Annotated in this window: 17 protein-coding genes and 1 tRNA gene; 13 read left to right on the top strand and 5 right to left on the bottom strand. The window is 64.1% G+C overall.

Translation table 11 applies throughout. From position 1 onward, the window contains the following. Positions 1 to 68 precede the first annotated feature (68 nt). From ACMC5O_RS12820 to ACMC5O_RS12805, 4 genes are all read left to right on the top strand, one after another. Positions 69 to 593 carry a DUF4402 domain-containing protein gene (locus ACMC5O_RS12820; RefSeq protein ID WP_187708458.1) on the top strand — a complete coding sequence of 175 codons (525 nt, stop codon included), beginning with the start codon at positions 69 to 71 and terminating at the stop codon, positions 591 to 593. Between the two features lie 155 nt (positions 594 to 748). Beyond that, positions 749 to 1273 carry a DUF4402 domain-containing protein gene (locus ACMC5O_RS12815; protein ID WP_187708459.1) on the top strand — a complete coding sequence of 175 codons (525 nt, stop codon included), beginning with the start codon at positions 749 to 751 and terminating at the stop codon, positions 1271 to 1273. Positions 1274 to 1426: 153 nt separating this feature from the next. After that, entirely contained in the window at positions 1427 to 2242 is an 816-nt protein-coding gene (locus tag ACMC5O_RS12810; RefSeq protein WP_426692969.1) for a fimbrial biogenesis chaperone, read from the top strand. Positions 2243 to 2270: 28 nt separating this feature from the next. After that, entirely contained in the window at positions 2271 to 4946 is a 2676-nt protein-coding gene (locus ACMC5O_RS12805; protein WP_187708462.1) for an SdrD B-like domain-containing protein, read from the top strand. Positions 4947 to 5042: 96 nt separating this feature from the next. Here the strand turns inward: ACMC5O_RS12805 and ACMC5O_RS12800 are convergent. After that, positions 5043 to 5129, bottom strand: a tRNA-Leu gene (locus ACMC5O_RS12800). 161 nt (positions 5130 to 5290) lie between these two features. On the opposite strand from ACMC5O_RS12800, the gene ACMC5O_RS12795 reads away from it, so the two are divergent. Beyond that, entirely contained in the window at positions 5291 to 5512 is a 222-nt protein-coding gene (locus tag ACMC5O_RS12795) for a hypothetical protein (RefSeq protein WP_187708463.1), read from the top strand. Position 5513: 1 nt separating this feature from the next. Here ACMC5O_RS12795 and ACMC5O_RS12790 read toward each other — a convergent pair whose 3' ends face one another. Beyond that, positions 5514 to 6386, bottom strand: a complete 873-nt coding sequence (locus ACMC5O_RS12790; protein WP_187708464.1) for a zinc-ribbon domain-containing protein — start codon at positions 6384 to 6386, stop codon at positions 5514 to 5516. Between the two features lie 104 nt (positions 6387 to 6490). On the opposite strand from ACMC5O_RS12790, the gene ftsE reads away from it, so the two are divergent. The 4 genes from ftsE to ACMC5O_RS12770 are packed head-to-tail and all read left to right on the top strand — an operon-like array spanning position 6491 to position 9304. After that, positions 6491 to 7201, top strand: a complete 711-nt coding sequence (gene ftsE, locus ACMC5O_RS12785; RefSeq protein ID WP_426693533.1) for a cell division ATP-binding protein FtsE — start codon at positions 6491 to 6493, stop codon at positions 7199 to 7201. Then, positions 7198 to 8076 (top strand): cell division protein FtsX, encoded by an 879-nt coding sequence (locus ACMC5O_RS12780; protein WP_426692968.1) that lies wholly within the window; start codon positions 7198 to 7200, stop codon positions 8074 to 8076. The genes ftsE and ACMC5O_RS12780 overlap by 4 nt, the downstream gene beginning before the upstream one ends. Next, positions 8073 to 8606, top strand: coding sequence for a YdcF family protein (locus ACMC5O_RS12775; RefSeq protein WP_187708468.1), 534 nt, complete (start codon positions 8073 to 8075; stop codon positions 8604 to 8606). Before ACMC5O_RS12780 ends, ACMC5O_RS12775 begins: the two co-directional genes overlap by 4 nt. Beyond that, positions 8606 to 9304 (top strand): lysophospholipid acyltransferase family protein, encoded by a 699-nt coding sequence (locus ACMC5O_RS12770; RefSeq protein ID WP_426692967.1) that lies wholly within the window; start codon positions 8606 to 8608, stop codon positions 9302 to 9304. Before ACMC5O_RS12775 ends, ACMC5O_RS12770 begins: the two co-directional genes overlap by 1 nt. Here ACMC5O_RS12770 and pheT read toward each other — a convergent pair. Both pheT and pheS read right to left on the bottom strand, forming a co-directional pair. Continuing rightward, on the bottom strand, positions 9281 to 11635 hold the full coding sequence (gene pheT / locus ACMC5O_RS12765; protein ID WP_426692966.1) for a phenylalanine--tRNA ligase subunit beta: 2355 nt from the start codon (positions 11633 to 11635) through the stop codon (positions 9281 to 9283). The two genes, ACMC5O_RS12770 and pheT, sit on opposite strands and share 24 nt — an antisense overlap. Beyond that, the gene (gene pheS, locus ACMC5O_RS12760; RefSeq protein ID WP_187708469.1) at positions 11632 to 12699 is read right to left on the bottom strand and encodes a phenylalanine--tRNA ligase subunit alpha; all 1068 of its coding nucleotides are present in this window, start codon (positions 12697 to 12699) and stop codon (positions 11632 to 11634) included. Before pheS ends, pheT begins: the two co-directional genes overlap by 4 nt. A gap of 59 nt (positions 12700 to 12758) precedes the next feature. Here pheS and ACMC5O_RS12755 point away from each other — a divergent pair, with 59 nt between their 5' ends. Beyond that, positions 12759 to 13670: a DUF5996 family protein gene (locus ACMC5O_RS12755; protein ID WP_187708470.1), complete on the top strand. Its 912-nt coding sequence runs from the start codon at positions 12759 to 12761 to the stop codon at positions 13668 to 13670. Here the strand turns inward: ACMC5O_RS12755 and ACMC5O_RS12750 are convergent. Beyond that, positions 13667 to 15091: a helix-turn-helix domain-containing protein gene (locus ACMC5O_RS12750; protein ID WP_426692965.1), complete on the bottom strand. Its 1425-nt coding sequence runs from the start codon at positions 15089 to 15091 to the stop codon at positions 13667 to 13669. The genes ACMC5O_RS12755 and ACMC5O_RS12750 overlap by 4 nt on opposite strands. A gap of 121 nt (positions 15092 to 15212) precedes the next feature. Between ACMC5O_RS12750 and aceA the strand changes: the two genes are divergently transcribed. The 3 genes from aceA to aceB are packed head-to-tail and all read left to right on the top strand — an operon-like array spanning position 15213 to position 18266. Further along, positions 15213 to 16493 carry an isocitrate lyase gene (gene aceA, locus ACMC5O_RS12745; protein ID WP_426692964.1) on the top strand — a complete coding sequence of 427 codons (1281 nt, stop codon included), beginning with the start codon at positions 15213 to 15215 and terminating at the stop codon, positions 16491 to 16493. Between the two features lie 10 nt (positions 16494 to 16503). After that, positions 16504 to 16701: a DUF4170 domain-containing protein gene (locus tag ACMC5O_RS12740; RefSeq protein WP_187708472.1), complete on the top strand. Its 198-nt coding sequence runs from the start codon at positions 16504 to 16506 to the stop codon at positions 16699 to 16701. Next, positions 16698 to 18266 (top strand): malate synthase A, encoded by a 1569-nt coding sequence (gene aceB / locus ACMC5O_RS12735; RefSeq protein WP_426692963.1) that lies wholly within the window; start codon positions 16698 to 16700, stop codon positions 18264 to 18266. Before ACMC5O_RS12740 ends, aceB begins: the two co-directional genes overlap by 4 nt. The last annotated feature ends 21 nt before the right edge of the window (positions 18267 to 18287 follow it).

Here is an 18287-nt window from a genome sequence, read left to right as displayed (position 1 = left end):
CTATCCCAATTGCCGCGTTAGCGGCGGATTAACCGTGTTTTGAGGTTTGCCCAATAGCTATCGGAGCCATGAAGACGCGCACTGCGCTCTTTGTAATCGGGCTTGCGGCGGCGGCATCCTTGTCGGCGCCACCATCGGCGCGCGCCCAATGCCGCCTCTGCGAGAAGCCGAGCACGATGCCGGCAGCTGAGGGCGCCGAAGGTCCGATCGATCTCCAGATCGAGGCTGGTCTCGACTTCGATCGCCTCGTCGTCGTTGGCCCAGGCGATGGCACGGCTACCCTTCGTCCCGACGGCACTCGCCAGGCCAGCGGCTCGGTCGAGGCAATCAGCGGCCGGGCAATGGTCGGCCAAGCGAGTGTTCGAGGAGAGCCGGGGCGACTGATCCGGGTCGAGCTTCCGGAGCGGATCGAGCTCTACTCGCTCGACGGAGCGCGAATCAGTATCGACCAGATCGTCACCGACCTCTCTTCGGCACCGCGGCTCGATTCTTCGGGAAACCTGTCCTTCCGCTTCGGAGGAAGGATCCGGCTGTCAGGAAATACCGACGGCGACTTCCGCGGCGACGTACCGATTACCGTCGAATATCTCTGAATATTCTCCGTTTCGGAGTGAATCCTTTCCGCTTCGGTAACCATGCCCTTGAAGCAAGCCGTAATCGGGTGGGGTTAATGCAGCAGTCACGGGTGAGCGGACCGCCGGTCCACCAGCCGCGATATTTTTGGTTCGGAACAAGTGGGGAAATCTCAATGACGAAACTCCTTCGTACGACGTGCCTGGCTGCGTCTGTCGCTGCCACCGCACTGATCGCCACGCCGGCCGTCGCTGCACCCGTCGGTGCTAGCACGCCTGCTACGGCTCGCGCCAAAATCGTCCGTCCGCTTCTGCTGACCGCGACTCGTAACCTCGACTTCGGAACGATCACGCTCGGCACGGTTGCTGCCGGTGGCGAGACCGTTTCGATGACCCAGGCCGGCGTTGTTACCTGCGGTTCGGGTGGCCTGACCTGCTCGGGCGCTCCGGTTTCTGCGCAGTACAACGTGCAGGGCACCAACAACCAGGTCGTGCAGATCTTCGCCGTCGCCAGCCCGCTGACGAACGCGAACGACGCTACGACGCTGTCGTTCACGCCGAACGCTCCGGCGACGACGACGCTCACCAACTCGGGCGCTCCGGGCACCAACTTCAACGTTGGCGGCTCGATCGTGATTACGCCGACCACCACGGACGGCGTCTACAGCGGCAACATCAACGTCACCGTTGATTACCAGTAAGCTGCTGACGGCCCGAAAGGGCTGATCGGAAGGGAAGGGGTCGCGGTTCGCCGCGACCCCTTTTCCGTTATTCGGCCGGGGAAACCGGCATGGTTAGCGGGATATCAACCATTTTGGACCAACTCTCCGCCACGAACCCGTGGGGAGAATAGAATGTCCTTGTTCCGCGTAGCGGCCCGCGCCGCGCTGCTTGTTCCAATGTTGCTTTGGGCGCCGGCCGTACAGGCCGGGGTTGGCGACCTTCTGGTGGCGCCGACGCGCATCATTCTGAACGGAAGCCGCGGGACGGAAATCATCCTCAACAACATCGGCGACGATGTCGCGACTTACCGGATCTCGGTCGAGCTTCGCCGGATGACTCCCGACGGAATGCTTCACGACGTGACCGATCCGGATGCGGAGGAGCAGCTGGCCCAGTCGATGATCGTCTACGCGCCCCGGCGCGTGACCCTGGCTCCGCGCGAGCCGCAAACGATCCGCATTTCGGCCCGCGCCCCCAAGGATCTCCCCGACGGCGAATATCGCGTCCACCTGCTGTTTCGGGCGGTGCCGCCGCCGAGCCCGGTCGAGGCACCCAAGGACGTGAAGGGGATCGCCTTCGCTCTGACCCCCATTTACGGCGTGACCATCCCGGTGATCGCGCGTTTCGGCAACCTCGAAGCTAAGGCCGGCATCGCGAACGTCAAGCTGACGCAGGCCGAAGGCAAGCCGGCGGTCAGCCTCGAGCTGACCCGGGCGGGGGAGCGCTCTACGTTCGGCGAGGTCCGCGTGATGAAGGCGGGGATCAAGGATCCCATCGCCGTGCAGCGCGGCGTCGCCATCTACACCGAAGTCGGCCAGCGCAGCCTCACCATACCGGTCGATGAGAAATATGCGTCCTCCGCAAAGGGCCGGGTGACCGTCCAGTATGTCGAGCCGAGCGACACCGGCCCGCTGACCATCGCGGAAGCGGACGCGGTCCTGAACTAGGCCGCTGGGGCTGTGGCGAGACAGGAGGATGCTCCGCATCGGCAAGAAGCTCCGGGCGATCGCCCTGCTTGGCCTGGCCTGCGCCGGCGGGATCAGTGCGCCCGCAGCCACTCCCATTGCCGACGGCTGGTCGGCGGATCCTGAAGCCCAGTTCCTACTCGACGTAAACGTTCGCCGTCTCCGCCTCGGGGACGGCGTTCGCGCTTATGAGACGCCCGAAGGCACGTGCATCATCTTTGGTGACTTCCTGACTGCCCTCGATGTGCCGATGAAGATCGACCTCGCCGCGAAGAAGGCCAGCGGCTGGGCGTTCAAGGAGCAGAACAGGATCGTCGTCGACGCGTCGTCAGGCGTCGCAACTTACGGACAAAACACGGAAAAGCTGGCTCGCGGGACGGTTCGGGAGACGCCCGAAGGCTGGTGCGTGGATAGCGCTGCACTCGCGCGGTGGTTCGGGATCGGAATCAAGGCGAACACAGGCGCCTCGGCGCTGATCCTGGAATCGGAAGCGAAGCTGCCGGTCGAGCTCGCGGTCGAGCGAGAGCGGCGTGCGGCGCAGATCAAGCCCGCAAAGTTCGACTTGAAGAGCCTCCCGCAGGTGAAGCTCCCCTATCGGATGTGGCGAGCACCCGCGCTGGACTTCGTGGTCAGCGCCGGAGTTACCTATCGCGCCAACGACGGCGTCCGGGTCGATCGCAGCACGTCGATCTACGCGGCGGGCGAGGTTGCGCGGATGTCCTACGATGCGAAGCTCTCCACAAACGCGAAGGGCGTCCCGAGCACGTTGCGACTGCGCGCCTATCGCTCGGACCCTGACGCAGGCCTCCTAGGCCCGCTCAAGGCGACGCATTTCGGCTTTGGCGATGTCGCGGGGCTCGACAGCGGCCTTGGCGGCTCCGGAGCCAGTGGGCGAGGCGCGGTCGTCACCAACCGTCCGCTCTTCAACCCGACCGCGTTCGACAAGACACGGTTCGAAGGTGATCTGCCCGCCGGGTGGGAGGCCGAGCTTTATCGCAACGGCGAGCTTCTGGCATTTGCCCGCCCCACTGCGGGGTCACGCTATGTCTTTGACGACGTTCAGCTTTTGTACGGCGAAAACCAAGTCAGCATCGTCCTCTATGGGCCGCAAGGGCAGATCCGGACGCGCGAGGAGATGATCAACGTCGGCCAGGATAACGTGCCGGCTGGCAAGACCTGGTACTGGGCCGGCGTGAACCAGCCCGGCAGGGATGTTGTCGCATTCCATAATTCACCGGACGCGCTGACCCTTCCAAAGGCCCAGGCGGCAGTTTCCGTCGAGCACGGCATCGACGACCGGACATCCGTCGCAACGATCGCGCGCGCAATGCTGATCGAAGATGAGCGCGTGACGTTCGTCGAAGGGTCGGTTCGCCGCTCGATCGGTCCGGCGCTCGTCGAGGCCGGCGTCGCCTGGGAAAGCGGAGGCGGGCGTGCGGCACATGCGCAAGTGCTTGCAAAGTTCGGGAAAATTAACGTCAGCGGCGAAGCTCTGGTCGCCAGCAACTTTCATTTGCAGGGCCAGCAACTGCGAAGGACGGTCAAGGACTTCAAGCTGGCCGTCGACACGCCGCTTCGCATCGGCCGCTCCGTCGTCCCCGCGCATGCCGACGTCCGGCTAATCAAGCAGGCGGATAATTCCAGCCAATTGGAAGCTGCCGCACGGCTTTCGACCACGATTCGGCGATTCAATCTCGCCACAGACGTGCGTTATCGCCGCCAATTCCTGGCTCACGGGCCATCGCCGCCCGGCGCGGTCGAGGTTGCGCTGATCGGGTCGGGCGGAATCGGAAACGTTCGCCTGCGCGGCTTCGGCAGCATGGAGGTCGCGCCACAGGCGCGCTTCCGTTCTGCGGAGCTCAGCGCTTACTGGTCGGCGAGCGAACATGTCGATTGGGAGGGCGCGCTTGCGTATGACGCGGGTGCGAAACGAGCGCGTGCGCGCGTCTCGCATATCCGGCGTTTCGACTCGATGGCGCTTGCGGTCACGGGCGAGGCGGCAACCGACGGATCGGTCGCGGTCGGGTTCAACCTGAATTTCTCGCTCGATCCAAGCCACGGATTTGGCCTTTCGCGTCAGCCACTTGCCGCTGCAGGGGCGGTGCGCGCGCGCGTCTATCGCGACCGTAACGACAATGGCGTCCGCGATAATTCGGAGCCTTTCGAGAAGGGTGCCCTAATCACGACGGGAACGCGCATCACCGAAAAGCCCACCGACGAACGAGGGGCGGTCCTGGTCGGGGGACTGGCGACGTTTACTCCGGTTGCCGTGGGGATCGATCCCAGCAGCCTCGCCGACCCCAATCTCGTTCCAAGGAAGGCCTTGCAGGTCGTGGTTCCGCGTCCGGGCGTGCCTGCGGAGGTCGAGATCGGGCTCGTCGGCGGCGGCGAAATCGAAGGCGCGATTATCAAGAGCGGCGGCCTGGGCTTCGAAGGCCTCAAACTCGAGCTGCTAGACGAAGCGGGCAAGATCGTCGCAACGGCCGAGACCGATTATGACGGCTATTACCTGTTCGAGCGCGTGCCATACGGCCGGTACTCCGTGCGCGTCAGCGCAGAATCCGCGACCGCGGCAAAAATCCTGCCCAGCTTGAATGCGTCCGCCGAGGTCAATGAGGACCGATCGGTGGCTCGAATGGGCTCGATCCAGGTCACGAAGATACCGAGCGTGGCGTCCGCCAACTGAAGAAGTCGTCCGAGACGACTTCCCATTCCGCTATTGATTCTCAAAAACAGAAACTCGCCCCGGGAGGGAGCGATCCGACTCTTTCAGGATTTCAGATGGTGCGGTCGAGAAGACTCGAACTTCCACGGCCTTTCGGCCACAGCGACCTCAACGCTGCGCGTCTACCAGTTCCGCCACGACCGCACGTCATGAAGATGGGGAGTGGGCCGTCGGCCGCAATCCCGGTAGGCGCGCGCCTCTAGCAAGGGATTCCAAGGCGCGCAACGCTGCCGTTTCGTCCCGCGCCGGGACGAATGCTTAAGAGACTGTTTACCATTGACCGTCCGGGCGTTTAGCAATGCGGAATGTTGCCGCTGTTTCTCGCCGCGATCTCCGCAAATGCCTCTGCCGAACCGGCGATGCACGTCGTCGCCGCACAGCCGGCGCAAGCGACGATCCGGATCATACGTGGAGCGGAGATTCACTTCAGCGAGACGACGGGCTTCGACGAAAGCATCGTGCGGACAGCCCTGGTGCGCGAGCGCGACGGATCTATCCGGTCCGCCCCACTGGTCGAATTCTACTGAATCAGATCTTCGGCTCGCCGAGCGTGACGGTGAGTTCCTGCGCGGCCGGAGGAATGTTGAGCTCCGCGCTGTTGAAGCTCGCGCTGCCGCCGGGCGGGATCGTCTTCATCGGCGGCGGGATCGTCCACTTGTAGACGACCTTTCCTGACGCGTCGTGGAGTTGCGCGTAGATCGGCGGGACCTTCTGCTGCTGGTCCGTAGGGTTGATGATGCGCCCGCTGATGTTCAGGAACTCATTGCCGCTCGCGAGCTGAGTACGGTCGCTGTGTGTCATCATCAGCTGGAGCGGAGTGTCGCCCGCATCGGCTATGCCCAGGCGCTGACGGAGCTCCAGCGGCGCGAGGAACCACACGCCGGCCACGATCGCGGCAATGAGTAGAACGAGGATTGCGACGATCAGAAATCGACCGCGCGACTTCCTCGGCTCGGCCTCTCGTGGCGCGAAGGGGGTGAAATCCTCATCTTCCTCAACCCATTCCAGCCGATGGGACGGCGTCGCTTCGGCGAGACCTACGACTTCGGTCTCCGGCGGGATGGGCGGAGGGCTCGGCGCCTCGGTAAGCGGTTCGTCCTCCTCGAACGCGGCGGACGCCGCAACTGCCTCTGGAAGTCGCTCCTCGTCGGTCGAAGCCTCTCCGTAATCCTCAGGTAAATATTGAGCGGTCTGCTCTTCAACTGCTTCGAATTCTCGCTGTCCGACTTCCGGCTCGCGCGAAACGGCCTCAGCTTTAGGCTCGGGAGGTGTCTCGGAGGCAGACGGAAATTCGCGCCAACTGTGCTGGCAGGCCTTGCAGCGAACCTGACGGCCTGCCGGCGGGATGGCGCCGTCCTTCACGACATATTGGGTGCCGCAGGAAGGGCAGGTCAGGATCATGCGCAACACTCGTCCTTCGTTTGCAGAGGGTAAACAGGAATGTGCGGCCATTGGCAAGGCGGCGGCCCCATGCGAGAAGCCGGGTGGCAAGGAGGGGCGGGCATCTGTCGGCAATCGTCGAATTCGACAGTGTTGGTTTGCGTTACGGCACGGGGGCGGAAGTACTTCGCGACCTCGATTTCCGGCTCGCAAAGGGCGGATTCTATTTCCTGACCGGACCGTCCGGTGCAGGGAAAACGTCCCTGCTCCAGCTTCTGTACCTGGCCCGCCGACCGACCCGCGGAAGGATCCAGCTGTTTGATCAGGATCTCACGGACGCGCCGCGCGATGTCCTGCCCGACTTTCGGCGACGCATCGGGGTCGTCTTCCAGGATTTCCGCCTGATCCGGCATCTGTCGGCCTTCGACAATGTCGCGCTGCCTTTGCGCATCGCGGGCAGGAGCGATGCTGAAGTAGAGGGGCCCGTCCGCGAGATGCTTGCCTGGGTAGGGCTTGCAGATCGCGCGAGCGCGCGTCCGCCGACGCTTTCCGGCGGAGAGCAACAGCGAGTGGCGATTGCCCGGGCGGTCATCAGCCAGCCCGAGCTGCTCGTTGCCGATGAGCCGACCGGAAACGTCGATGCGGACATGGCCACCCGCCTGCTGCACTTGTTCACTGCGCTCAACCGGCTCGGAACCACGATCGTGGTCGCGACTCACGATGTTAGCCTGATCGCGAGGACGCCGGGGGCCCGACTGATGCGGCTCGAGAAGGGCTCAATGGCCGATCCCACCGGTATTCTGCGCAATCCTCCGACGGAGGTACGCGGCCGATGAGTTTGGCCTTCTTGGCGGGGACCGAGGCCGAGCGCAGGTTGCTCCCGGGCGGCGCGATGCGCGGCCCGACCCCTTATGTCATTGCGATCATGACCTTCGCGATGATGGTCGTTGCGGCCGCCGGACTTGCACTCGCCAATGCGGCCGGGATCGTCGCGGGCGCCGTCGAGCATCGCTACGTGCTGCAGGTCCCGGACGGGGGCGGCGGCAAGCTCGCGGCCGTCGAGCGCGCAGCCCGTTCCGTTCCGGGCGTTGCGTCCGTCGCGGCAGTGCCGGAAGCGGAAATGCGGCAAACGCTGGAAAAGTGGCTGGGTCCCGGGGGGCTGGGTGCGGAATTGCCCGTGCCGGCCCTGGTTCATCTCGAGCTGGCTCCGACCGCTGATCCGGCGCAGGTGGGCGCTTTGCTTGGTCGGACCATTCCCGGTGCGCGCTTCATCGCGGAGCAGGCGACGGTTCAGCCGCTGCTCGCCTCGCTGCGTGCGCTACGCTGGCTGTCCGTGGCGCTCGTACTCCTGATGGCCGCAGCGACGTCTGCAGCGGTCGTCCTGGCTGCGAGGGGAGCGCTCGACACGCATCGCTCGACAATCGAGACCATGCACGGGATTGGCGCGACCGATCAGCAGGTCGCTTTGCTGTTTCAGCGCAAAATCGCTCTCGACGCCCTGGCCGGCGCGGTTGCGGGAGGCCTCGCTGCGGCGCTGGCTCTGATCGTCATCGGCGCCGGGGGCCTGGCAATGGCAAGCGATCTCGCTGGCGGACCTCCGCTTCGTGTCAGCGACTTCGTTGTCCTCGCCCTGATGCCTGTGGCCGCAGTTTTGCTGGCGACGCTTGTTGCGCGCTTTGCGGTGCTCAGTGCATTGCACAAGGTCATATGATCGCGCGCTTCGTCTCTTTCCTCATTCTCCTCTACGCGCTCGGCTTCATCTTCTTCGGAGTGACGCTGGGACGACCCGCCGATGCCGCGGTGCGCACGGATGCTGTGGTGGTGATCACGGGCGGGAAAGGGCGGATCGAGCATGCGATGACGGTCCTCGAAAAGGGAAAGGCAAAAAGAGTGCTGATCGCGGGCGCAGATCCGCTGGTGACGAAGAAGGACCTGATTTCCCGCTTCGGGGCGAAAAGCAGCCTGGTTCGCTGCTGCGTGGACCTTGGAAGCGAATCCGTCGACACTCGCTCCAATGCGGAGGAAGCGCAGCGCTGGCTCGCCAGGCACAATTACAAGTCGGTTCGATTGATCACCAACGACTGGCACATGCGCCGCGCGGCCTACGAATTCCGGCGAGTGCTAGGCGGCAAGTATGAGATAACTCACGACGCCGTCCGCACCGAGCCGTCGTTCATGACCCTCTTCGCCGAGTACAACAAATATCTGCTGAGACGCGCGGCCGTCTGGATCGACGTGTGATGTCGCTGCTGCGATCGGCGGTCTACGCTTTGGTCTTCTATCCGGCGACGATAGTGTTCGTGCTCGCCTGTTTCGTGGCGAGCCTGTTCGGATCAGGACCGATGCGATCGGTGGTGCATGCGTGGACCGACTTTCATCACTGGTTCGTGCGCCTGCTCGGAACACGAGTGGAGGTCAGTGGCACTATCCCCAACGGCTCCTTTCTGATCGCGGTCAAGCATCAGTCGATGTTCGAAACGCTGGAAATGATGCGGATAGCCAGGACGCCGGTCGTTATCCTGAAGCGCGAGCTCAGTAGGCTGCCCGGGTTCGGCTGGGCAACGCGACGTTATGGCGTCATTCCTGTTGATCGGGAGGCCGGCGCTAAGGCACTTCGCGAGATGCTTGTGGCCGGCAAGGAGGCGGCAGCTTCGGGGCGGCCAGTGCTCATTTACCCGGAGGGAACACGGGTCCATTCAGGGACAATGCCTCCGCTCCAGGCCGGCTTCGCAGGGCTCTACAAAGTCCTGGGCATGCCCGTGGTGCCAGTGGCGGTCGACAGCGGCCGCTTCTGGGGCCGCAACCTGCCGCATGGCAGCGGAACCGTGCACTTCCTCGTTGGAGAGGCGATTCCTGCTGGGCTGAAGCGCGACGAGATCGAGGCACGCGTGCACGCCGCGATCAACGCCCTCGAACTAGCTCCTCAGCCGAGCGCCTAGTTTCTGAGCCGCGGCAACGATCCGCTTCGAGATCTCGGCCAGCTCGGCCTCGGTGAAGCTCTTATCGCCGGGCTGCAGCGTAACCTCGACCGCCAGGCTAAGGCCGTCAGCTGATTCAAACCGATCGAACAGCCGAGCCGCGCTAATAGCCTGCTTGTCGGCTCCACGGATTGCGCGGACGAGATTGTCGGCCTGGATGTCCGATGTAACGAGAAAGGCGAAGTCGCGGGTTACTGGCTGGAGTGCAGGCGGCTTGTAATGCGGCCTGGCGTGACCGCTCGAACGCGGTGCCGGGATCGCATCGAGGTAGACCTCTGCGGCCACAGAGCCCTTAGGTGCGTCAACCAGCTTTTCGAGCCGTGGGTGAAGCTCGCCGAACGCGGCGACGATCGTCTTTGGCCCGAGCCGTAGCGTGGCCGAGCGGCCGGGATGCCATGTCGGTCCGGCGTCCGGATAAAGCTGAAGGTTCGCCACGGGCGCGCCGGCAGCATCGAGAAGAGCGAGAGCCTCGGCCTTGGCATCGAAGGCGTCGAACGCCTTGGCCTTTCCAGCCTGCCAGCTGCGCGGCTGCTTGTCGCCGGCAAGCAGCAAGGTGGCGGTCGGATGCTCAGCATCAGCGAGGTAGCGGCGGCCGATCTCAAACAGCCGCGTGGACGGCGCCCCGCGATCGAGGTTGCGGCGCGCAGCAGCGATCAGGCCCGGAAGCAAGGAAGGCCGCATGACCTTCATGTCTTCGCTTATCGGATTGGCCAATCGCCAATCGGTCGTGCCGAACGCCGCGGCTTCCTCTTCCGAAATGAAACTCCATGTCACGGCCTCATCGAGCCCGCGCGCTGCAGCGGCACGGCGGACGTTCCGTTCGATCATCTGCGACCGAGTGGCCGTCGGCTTGGCGACGCCTGCTTTGCGAGGCAGGGGTGTGGAGATGACGCGGTCGTAGCCGATGATGCGCGCGACTTCCTCCACGAGATCGGCCGTTCCGGCGACATCGCGCCGCCACGTGGGGACCCGCACATCGTTCGCGCCGGCGAACTCGAAACCCAGCGATTCGAGGATTGCGCGCTGGCGCTCCTCCGGCACTTCCACTCCGCCCAGAGCGAAGGCGCGGTCGCGATCGAAGCGAACGGTGCGATCCTCGACCGGCGGGACGCCTTGGTGGATCGCCTCCGAAGCTTCGCCGCCGCAAATGTCGAGGATAAGGCCAGAGAGGATCTCCAGACCGTCGGCGAGAAAGGCGGGATCGACACCGCGTTCAAAGCGGCTGCGCGCGTCGCTGGTGAGGCCGAGCTTCTGGCCTGTCTGCGCGATCTTGTCCGGTGTGAAATAGGCGATCTCGAGCATCACGTCGGTCGTGCCCTCGGTAACGCCCGAATCCTCGCCGCCCATGATTCCACCGATGTCGTGGACCTGACGCTCGTCAGCGATGACGGTCATCGACGGGTCGAGCACATATTCCTTCTCGTTGAGCGCGAGCACCTTCTCGCCATCGCGCGCCGACCGAGCGATGAGCGCTCCGTCCAGCTTGGCGATGTCGTAGGCGTGCGCGGGACGGCCGACATCGAGCATCACGTAATTGGTAATGTCGACGAGCGCCGAGATCGGCCGCTGGCCTGCGCTCTTGAGGCGGCGTTGCATCCAGTCAGGCGACGGTCCGTTGCGGACGCCGCGGACCGCTCGCCCGAAGAAGGCCGGGCAGCCTTCCGAATCCTCGATGCGGATATCAATATGGGACTTGAAGCTGCCCTCGATCTGCGGAACTGCGAGCGGCTTCAGCGTACCGAGGCCTGCCGCAGCGAGGTCTCGAGCGATTCCGCGAACGCCCATGCAATCCTGACGGTTGGGCGTGACATTCACGTCGAACACGGGGTCGTTGAGCTCGGCATAATCGGCGAAGGAGGTGCCGACCGGTGCATCGGCCGGGAGCTCGATGATGCCGTCATGCTCCTCGCCGATCTGCAGCTCGCGAACGGAGCACATCATGCCCCGGCTCTCAACTCCGCGGATGGCAGCAACCTTCAGTGTCAGGTCAGATCCGGGAACGTAGGCGCCCGGAGGTCCGAACACACCGAGCATTCCGGCGCGCGCGTTCGGAGCGCCGCAGACGACCTGCACCGCGCCCTCGCCCGCATCCACGGTGAGGACCTGAAGCTTGTCCGCCTGCGGATGTTTCTCCGCCGTTAGCACCTTGGCGACGCGGAACGGCGCCAGGGCTTCGGCCGGATTCTCGAGGCTTTCGATTTCCAGGCCGATCGCGGTCAGCGTGTCGGCGATCGTCTGTGCGTCGGCATTGGTGTCGAGGTGCTGCTTCAGCCAGCTCAGCGAAAACTTCATGCGCCCACTCCTCCGCTGAGCGTGGGCACGTCGAGCGCTCGGAAGCCATAATGCTTCAGCCAGCGGATATCGCCGTCGAAGAAGGCGCGGAGATCATCCATTCCGTATTTAAGCATCGCCAGGCGATCGATCCCGCAGCCGAAGGCGAAGCCCTGCCATTTGTCGGGATCAAGCCCGCAATTGGCGATCACCTTCGGGTGAACCATTCCGGAGCCGAGCACTTCCATGAAGCCTTCGCTGCCGCCGATGGTGCGCTTGCCGTTCACGAGCGTGTAGCCGACGTCGACCTCGGCCGACGGCTCGGTGAACGGGAAATAGGACGGGCGCATGCGCAGCACGACGTCGTCACGCTCGAAGAAGGCCTTGAGGAAGGTCTCCAGCGTCCACTTGAGGTGACCCATGTGGATTGCCCGGTCGATGACCAGGCCTTCGACCTGGTGGAACATGGGCGTGTGGGTAGCGTCGCTGTCGGACCGGTACACACGGCCCGGCGCGATAACGTAGAGCGGTGCGCCTTTCGCCTGCATCTCGCGGATCTGAACCGGCGAGGTGTGGGTGCGCAGGACCTTTGCTTCTTGCTCTCCTTCATGCCGCTCGAGGTAGAAGGTGTCTTGCATCGCGCGCGCCGGGTGGAACTCCGGCATGTTGAGCGCAGTGAAGTTGTGCCACTGGTCCTCGATCTCCGGACCTTCGGCAACCGCGAAGCCGAGGTCGGCGAAGATCTCCGCCAGCTCGTCCATCACCTGGCTAACCGGATGAACGGTGCCGCTCGGCGTTTCCGGCGCGGGCAGCGACAGGTCGAGGGTCTCGGTCGCCAGCTTGCGGTTGAGTTCGGCAGTTTCGAGAGCAGACTTGCGATCGGCGAGGGCGCTCGTGACCTGCTCTCGGAAGGCATGGATCTTTGGCGCTTCGGCCGCTCGCGTCTCAGGATCCATCGAACCAAGCGACTTAAGCTGCTGCGTGATGCTTCCGGACTTGCCGAGCACGGACACGCGAAGTTGATCGAGCGCACCCAGGTCGGCTGCGCTTCGGATCTGGTCGAGAAGGTCGGTGTCTGACGCCATGGGGCGGCCTTAGCTGCACCGCAGCGCAAAATGCAAAGGCCTGTGCTAAGGCGCGCCCGATGAGCGATTGGCCTGTGCTCGATCCGGTGCGAGATCACGAGACGCTCAGCATTCTGCACCTTGCGGCGCAGATGCTCGGCAAGATCCGGGTCGCCCACGCCCCGTGGACGAACCATGGCTGGCACGTAGCGCTTCAGCCGAACGCCCGTGGTCTATCCACCTTGCCTACCGCGTCGGGCGACGGCCGGACCTTCACGCTGACCCTCGACCTGTGCCGCCATGCGATCGTCCTGTGGGCGAGCGACGAATCGCGTGAGGAGCTACCGCTGAATGCGGGAAGCATTGCAGCCCTCCATCGGCGGCTCGTCGCGATGCTCGACCTGCACGGCCTTCCGTCTAGCTTCGATGGCCGTCCGAACGAGATTCCAGAAGCGATCCCGTTCGCTGAGGACACGGCACCACGCGACTACGACCGCGACTCGGCAAGCAGGTTCAGGGAAGCGCTTGCGGCGGTCATGCCGGCGTTCCAGCATTTCCGTGCCGGCTTTGAAGGAAAAGCGAGTCCCGTCCATTTCTGGTGGGGCAGCTTCGACCTGGCGTCGAGCGTCTTTTCGGGACGGAAGGCGCCGGAACACCCCGGCGGTGTTCCCGGCCTGCCGGACCGCATCACGCGCGAGGCCTATAGCCGCGAAGTCGCCAGCGCGGGCTTCTGGGCGGGCGGCGTGACGCAGGCCGACCCCTTTTTCTACAGCTACATCTATCCGGAGCCGCCCGGCTATCGAGAAGCGAGGGTCGCGCACGGCACATATGACACGACGTTCGGCGAGTTCGTCCTGCCTTATTCGAAGGTACGAGCCGCGCCCGACCCCGACCGGATGCTGGGCGAGTTCCTCCAATCCGCTTACGAAGCCGCAGCCAATCTGGCGGCGTGGAATCGCCCGATGCTTGAGCGGGAGCCCGTCGCGCCCTAGCCGGGCAGGAACGGGAAGGGCGAAATCGTCTTTCGGTTCTCATGCACCGCCAGCATTCGCCCTGCCGGCGGCATAGCTCGGTAGGCACACTCCATCCTTGGGCAGATCGAGCAAGCCGGACCAACGGGCGTTGCGGGCGTGTTCGCAAGGTCGAGCCCGTCGGCATAGGCGATGCGGGGCGCGTAGCGGATGTCGCAGCCCAGGCCGATCGCTAGCAGGGCGTCGTCGCGGAGCTCGGGTCTGATAGGCCGCTCGATCGTCCGGCTGATGGTGAAGAAGCGCTGGCCGTCGGGAGTCTCGATCAGCTGGCGGATCGTCTGGCCGGGCGTCTGGAAAGCCGCGTGGAGGTGCCAGCGGGGGCAGGTGCCCCCGAAGTGGGAGAAGGGGAAATTCTCGCCGGCATAGCGCTTGGAGATGTTCCCGGCCGGATCGACACGAAGCATGAAGAACGGGACGCCGCGCGCTCCGGACCGTCCGAGTGTAGTCATGCGGTGGGCAATCTGCTCGACGTTGGCCCCGAACTGTCCGCATAGCCGATCGATCGCGTAGCGATGCTCTTCCGCGGCACGGAGGAAACGGCCGTAGGGCATCATGATCGCGCCCGCGGCATAATTGGCGAAGCTCATGTGGAGCAGGGCACGGGTACCGGCGTCCGGCGGTCGCGCGTCGTCACACATCCGCTGGAGCAGGGGGGCAAGCTCCAGCAGCGCCAGCTGGTAGGCGAGGCCGAACGTTCGGTTCTCGGCCCGAAGCAGCGCGGAGATCATGAAGGTCCGTCGCTGAGCGTCGTAATGCTGGCTGAAATTGTCGAGCAATTCGGGCGAAACGACCTGCGCCTCGACGCCGTACGCTTCCTTCAGGCGCCGGCGGAGTGCTTCGGAGACGGAAAGCGGGTCGCTGAGCGAATCGCCAAGCGTCTCGCAATGCTCCTCGAGCTCGGGATAGTAGTTGCGCTGCGCCTGGATGTAGTCGCGGACCCAGGTCTCGGGTGTGATGAGGGCTCTCGGGTCGCCTGCCACCTCCTCGTCCGTACCACCCGGAGGCCTCCGCTGAAGCTCGCGAAGTGCCGTGTAGAGGCGCACCACGCCTTCCGAGACTGCGGGCGCATTGTCGGCAAGCTCAATCAATTCCGCGCGGCCCACGCCGAGGTCCGCGAGGACCGGGTCCGAGAAGATCTCGCCGAGCTGGTCCGCGCCTGCCGTGTCACCACCCTCCGTCGCGAAGGCTTTCACGTCGATGTCGAAGGCCTCGGCCAGCCGAAGCAGGATGCCGGCGGTGACGGGCCGCTGATTTCGCTCGAGGTGGTTCAGGTAGGAAGCGGAGATGCCGATCTCGTCCGCCATGGCGGCCTGGTTGAGGCCTCGTTCACGCCGAAGCCTTCGTAGCCTTGCCCCCAGAAACAGCTTCCGCTGTGCAACCATCGTCAGATTGTGAAGGAATTTACAAACAACACAAGTCTAGTCTTGTCGTCTCTGCCCTTATCTGTGCGTCATTTACCACGAACCCGTGTTTCCCTGCGATCCTGATCATAGGGGATTCGTAATGGCTGACTTCGGTGTCGTGGTTTCCGCTCCCTCCGGCCGGTTCGAGGGCATCGAGCGTCCGTACAGCGCGGAGGACGTGCTCCGGCTGCGCGGCTCTTTCCCGATCGAGCACACGCTCGCGCGCCGCGGGGCGCTTCGGTTGTGGGAGTTGTTGCAACAGGATGAGCCGGTCCGCGCGCTCGGCGCCGTTACCGGTAACCAGGCAATGCAGATGGTTCGCGCGGGATTACAGGCGATCTATCTTTCAGGCTGGCAGGCCGCTGCGGACGCCAACACCGCTTGCTCGATGTACCCCGACCAGTCGCTCTATCCGGCGAACACTGGTCCCGAGCTTGCCAAGCGTATCAATCGCACCCTTCAGCGCGCCGACCAGGTCGAGCACAGCGAAGGCGGAGCGAAGCGCGACTGGTTCGCGCCGATCGTCGCCGACGCGGAAGCCGGCTTCGGCGGGCCGCTCAACTGCTTCGAGATCATGAAAGCCTATATCGAGGCGGGTGTCGCCGGCGTTCACTTCGAGGACCAGCTCGCCTCCGAGAAGAAGTGCGGGCACCTTGGGGGCAAGGTGCTGATCCCGACCCAAGCTGCGGTTCGCAATCTCGATGCGGCGCGGCTTGCAGCCGACGTCTGCGGCGTTCCGACGATCCTCGTCGCCCGTACCGACGCGGAGAGCGCGAAGCTGATCACCTCCGACGTGGACGAGCGCGACCGGCCGTTCATGACCGGCGAGCGCACTCCGGAAGGCTTCTTCCGTCTCAAGGATGGCACCGGCCTCGATCACTGCATCTCGCGCGGGTTAGTATTTGCCGAGCACGCGGATCTCATCTGGTTCGAGACCAGCCACCCCAACCTCGACGAGGCACGCATCTTCGCCGCGACGATCCGCGCGCACTTCCCAGGCAAGATGCTCGCCTACAATTGCTCGCCGAGCTTCAACTGGCGTGCAAAGCTCGACGAGCAGACCATCGCCAACTTCCAGCGCGAGCTTGGCGCGATGGGCTACAAGTTCCAGTTCGTCACTTTGGCCGGCTTCCACAGCCTCAACCACGGCATGTTCGAACTGGCGAGCGGCTACCGCGATCGCGGCATGGCGGCGTATTCCGAGCTTCAGCAGGCGGAATTCGCGAGCGAAGCCAAGGGCTACACGGCAACCCGCCACCAGCGCGAAGTCGGGACCGGATATTTTGACGCTGTCGCAACCGCCATCTCCGGCGGCCAGTCGTCGACCGTCGCGCTCAAGGAATTGACCGAAGCCGCTCAGTTCATCGTCGCGGCCGAGTAGGAGGGAAGAAATGACCTATCGCTATTGGGTGATTGGCGGCGACTACAGCGACTGCCGCTTCAGCGAGATCCAGCCCGGCACGGAGAAGGTGCTCGGACCCTACGACAATGAAGTGAAGGCGCGCACCGAATGGCAACGGCTCACTTTTCGGGATCATTGCGGAGCGACAACGCGCTATTCGATTTGCGTGGAGCCGAATCGCGCATGAATTCAGTGATCGACCGGCCAAGGATAGTGGCCGAGCCAAGCCATGTGCCCGGGGCGGGCGCCGTCCTGACCCCGGATGCGCTCGATCTTGTTGCCGAGTTGCACGAGCGTTTTGACGCGCGCCGGCGCGAGCTTCTCGACAAGAGGCTCGAGCGGCAAGAGCGGTTCGATGCCGGCGAGCTTCCCGATTTCCGGGAGGATACGCGCGAGGTCCGTGAGGGAAAGTGGACGGTAGGCGGGATCCCTACCGACCTTCAGGACCGCCGTGTCGAGATTACCGGGCCGACCAACGCGAAGATGGTGATCAACGCGCTCAATTCCGGCGCGCGCGTGTTCATGGCCGATTTCGAGGACGCGACTTCGCCTACCTGGGATGAACTCATCACGGGGCAGGCGAACCTCAAGGCTTATTGGCTTGGCCGCCTCCACTACCGCGATCCTGACAGCGAGAAACATTACGACGTGGGAGAAAATCCCGCGGTCCTAATGGTCCGTCCGCGTGGGCTGCACCTGCCGGAGGATCACGTGACTGTCGATTATCAGCCGGTTGCGGGCGCCTTTTTCGATTTTGCGATCTACGCCTGGCACAATGCTCGTTCGGCGCTGGCCAAGGGCTCCGGTCCGTATTTCTACATTCCAAAGCTTGAAAGCATGGAAGAGGCGGCGCTGTGGAGCGACATCTTCGCGCTGACCGAGGACCGGCTCCGGCTCGAGCGCGGGACGATCAAGGCGACGATCCTGATCGAGACCATCCCGGCGGCGTTCGAGATGGACGAGATTCTCTATGCGCTGCGCGAGAACATCGTCGGCCTGAACTGCGGCCGCTGGGACTACATCTTTTCGACGATCAAGCGCCTCGGCCGGAGCGCCGATCGCCTGACGCCCGATCGTTCGGCGATGACGATGGATAAAGCTTTCCTCGCCGCTTACTCGCTGCGCCTGATCGACACGTGTCACCGTCGTGGAGCCTTCGCGATGGGGGGCATGTCGGCCTTCATCCCGGTCAAAGGCGACGAGGAAGCGAACCGAGCTGCGATGGATAAGGTTCGGGCCGACAAACTGCGCGAAGTCACCAACGGCCACGACGGTACCTGGGTCGCTCATCCCGGGCTCGTTCCGATCGCCCTAGAAGCGTTCGAAGCAATGCAGGGTCCGAACCAACTATCGAAGAGGCCAAGCCAAGTACCTAGCCGCGACGAGATGCTGAAGCTGCACACGGGCCCGCGGACCGAGCAGGGCGCTCGCGAGAACATCCGCGTCGGCGTGCAATATCTCGCCGCCTGGCTCGGCGGGAAAGGCGCGGTGCCGCTCTACAATCTGATGGAAGATGCGGCGACGGCGGAGATCAGCCGCGCGCAGCTGTGGCAATGGCTGCACTTCGACGCGCCGCTCGACGATGGCCGCAATTTCACGCGCGAGCTTTTCGACGCGCTCTACCAAGAGGAGATCGGCCTGCTTCAGGAAGTCCCGAACATCGCCGACGCTTCCGAACTTTTCCGCGGAATGGTCGTCTCAGACGACTTTACCGAATTCCTGACCCTGCCTGCGTACGAACGCTTGGACTGAACTCTCTGTTCGAGACATCGT

It is taken from the genome of Sphingomonas sediminicola (assembly GCF_049991885.1).
Classification (GTDB): domain Bacteria; phylum Pseudomonadota; class Alphaproteobacteria; order Sphingomonadales; family Sphingomonadaceae; genus Sphingomicrobium; species Sphingomicrobium sediminicola.
This window is presented reverse-complemented; position numbering and strand designations above follow the sequence as displayed.

Bases quoted from the DNA above. Each gene is read 5' to 3' on its own strand.
- ACMC5O_RS12810 (WP_426692969.1), top strand. From the start codon at position 1,427: ATGTCCTTGTTCCGCGTAGCGGCCCGCGCCGCGCTGCTTGTTCCAATG.
- ACMC5O_RS12790 (WP_187708464.1), bottom strand. From the start codon at position 6,386: ATGATCCTGACCTGCCCTTCCTGCGGCACCCAATATGTCGTGAAGGAC.
- ACMC5O_RS12815 (WP_187708459.1), top strand. From the start codon at position 749: ATGACGAAACTCCTTCGTACGACGTGCCTGGCTGCGTCTGTCGCTGCC.
- pheT (WP_426692966.1), bottom strand. From the start codon at position 11,635: ATGAAGTTTTCGCTGAGCTGGCTGAAGCAGCACCTCGACACCAATGCC.
- ACMC5O_RS12755 (WP_187708470.1), top strand. From the start codon at position 12,759: ATGAGCGATTGGCCTGTGCTCGATCCGGTGCGAGATCACGAGACGCTC.
- ACMC5O_RS12775 (WP_187708468.1), top strand. From the start codon at position 8,073: ATGATCGCGCGCTTCGTCTCTTTCCTCATTCTCCTCTACGCGCTCGGC.
- ACMC5O_RS12740 (WP_187708472.1), top strand. From the start codon at position 16,504: ATGACCTATCGCTATTGGGTGATTGGCGGCGACTACAGCGACTGCCGC.
- aceA (WP_426692964.1), top strand. From the start codon at position 15,213: ATGGCTGACTTCGGTGTCGTGGTTTCCGCTCCCTCCGGCCGGTTCGAG.
- ACMC5O_RS12820 (WP_187708458.1), top strand. From the start codon at position 69: ATGAAGACGCGCACTGCGCTCTTTGTAATCGGGCTTGCGGCGGCGGCA.
- ACMC5O_RS12780 (WP_426692968.1), top strand. From the start codon at position 7,198: ATGAGTTTGGCCTTCTTGGCGGGGACCGAGGCCGAGCGCAGGTTGCTC.
- ACMC5O_RS12805 (WP_187708462.1), top strand. From the start codon at position 2,271: ATGCTCCGCATCGGCAAGAAGCTCCGGGCGATCGCCCTGCTTGGCCTG.
- ACMC5O_RS12750 (WP_426692965.1), bottom strand. From the start codon at position 15,091: ATGGTTGCACAGCGGAAGCTGTTTCTGGGGGCAAGGCTACGAAGGCTT.
- ACMC5O_RS12795 (WP_187708463.1), top strand. From the start codon at position 5,291: ATGTTGCCGCTGTTTCTCGCCGCGATCTCCGCAAATGCCTCTGCCGAA.
- pheS (WP_187708469.1), bottom strand. From the start codon at position 12,699: ATGGCGTCAGACACCGACCTTCTCGACCAGATCCGAAGCGCAGCCGAC.
- aceB (WP_426692963.1), top strand. From the start codon at position 16,698: ATGAATTCAGTGATCGACCGGCCAAGGATAGTGGCCGAGCCAAGCCAT.
- ACMC5O_RS12770 (WP_426692967.1), top strand. From the start codon at position 8,606: ATGTCGCTGCTGCGATCGGCGGTCTACGCTTTGGTCTTCTATCCGGCG.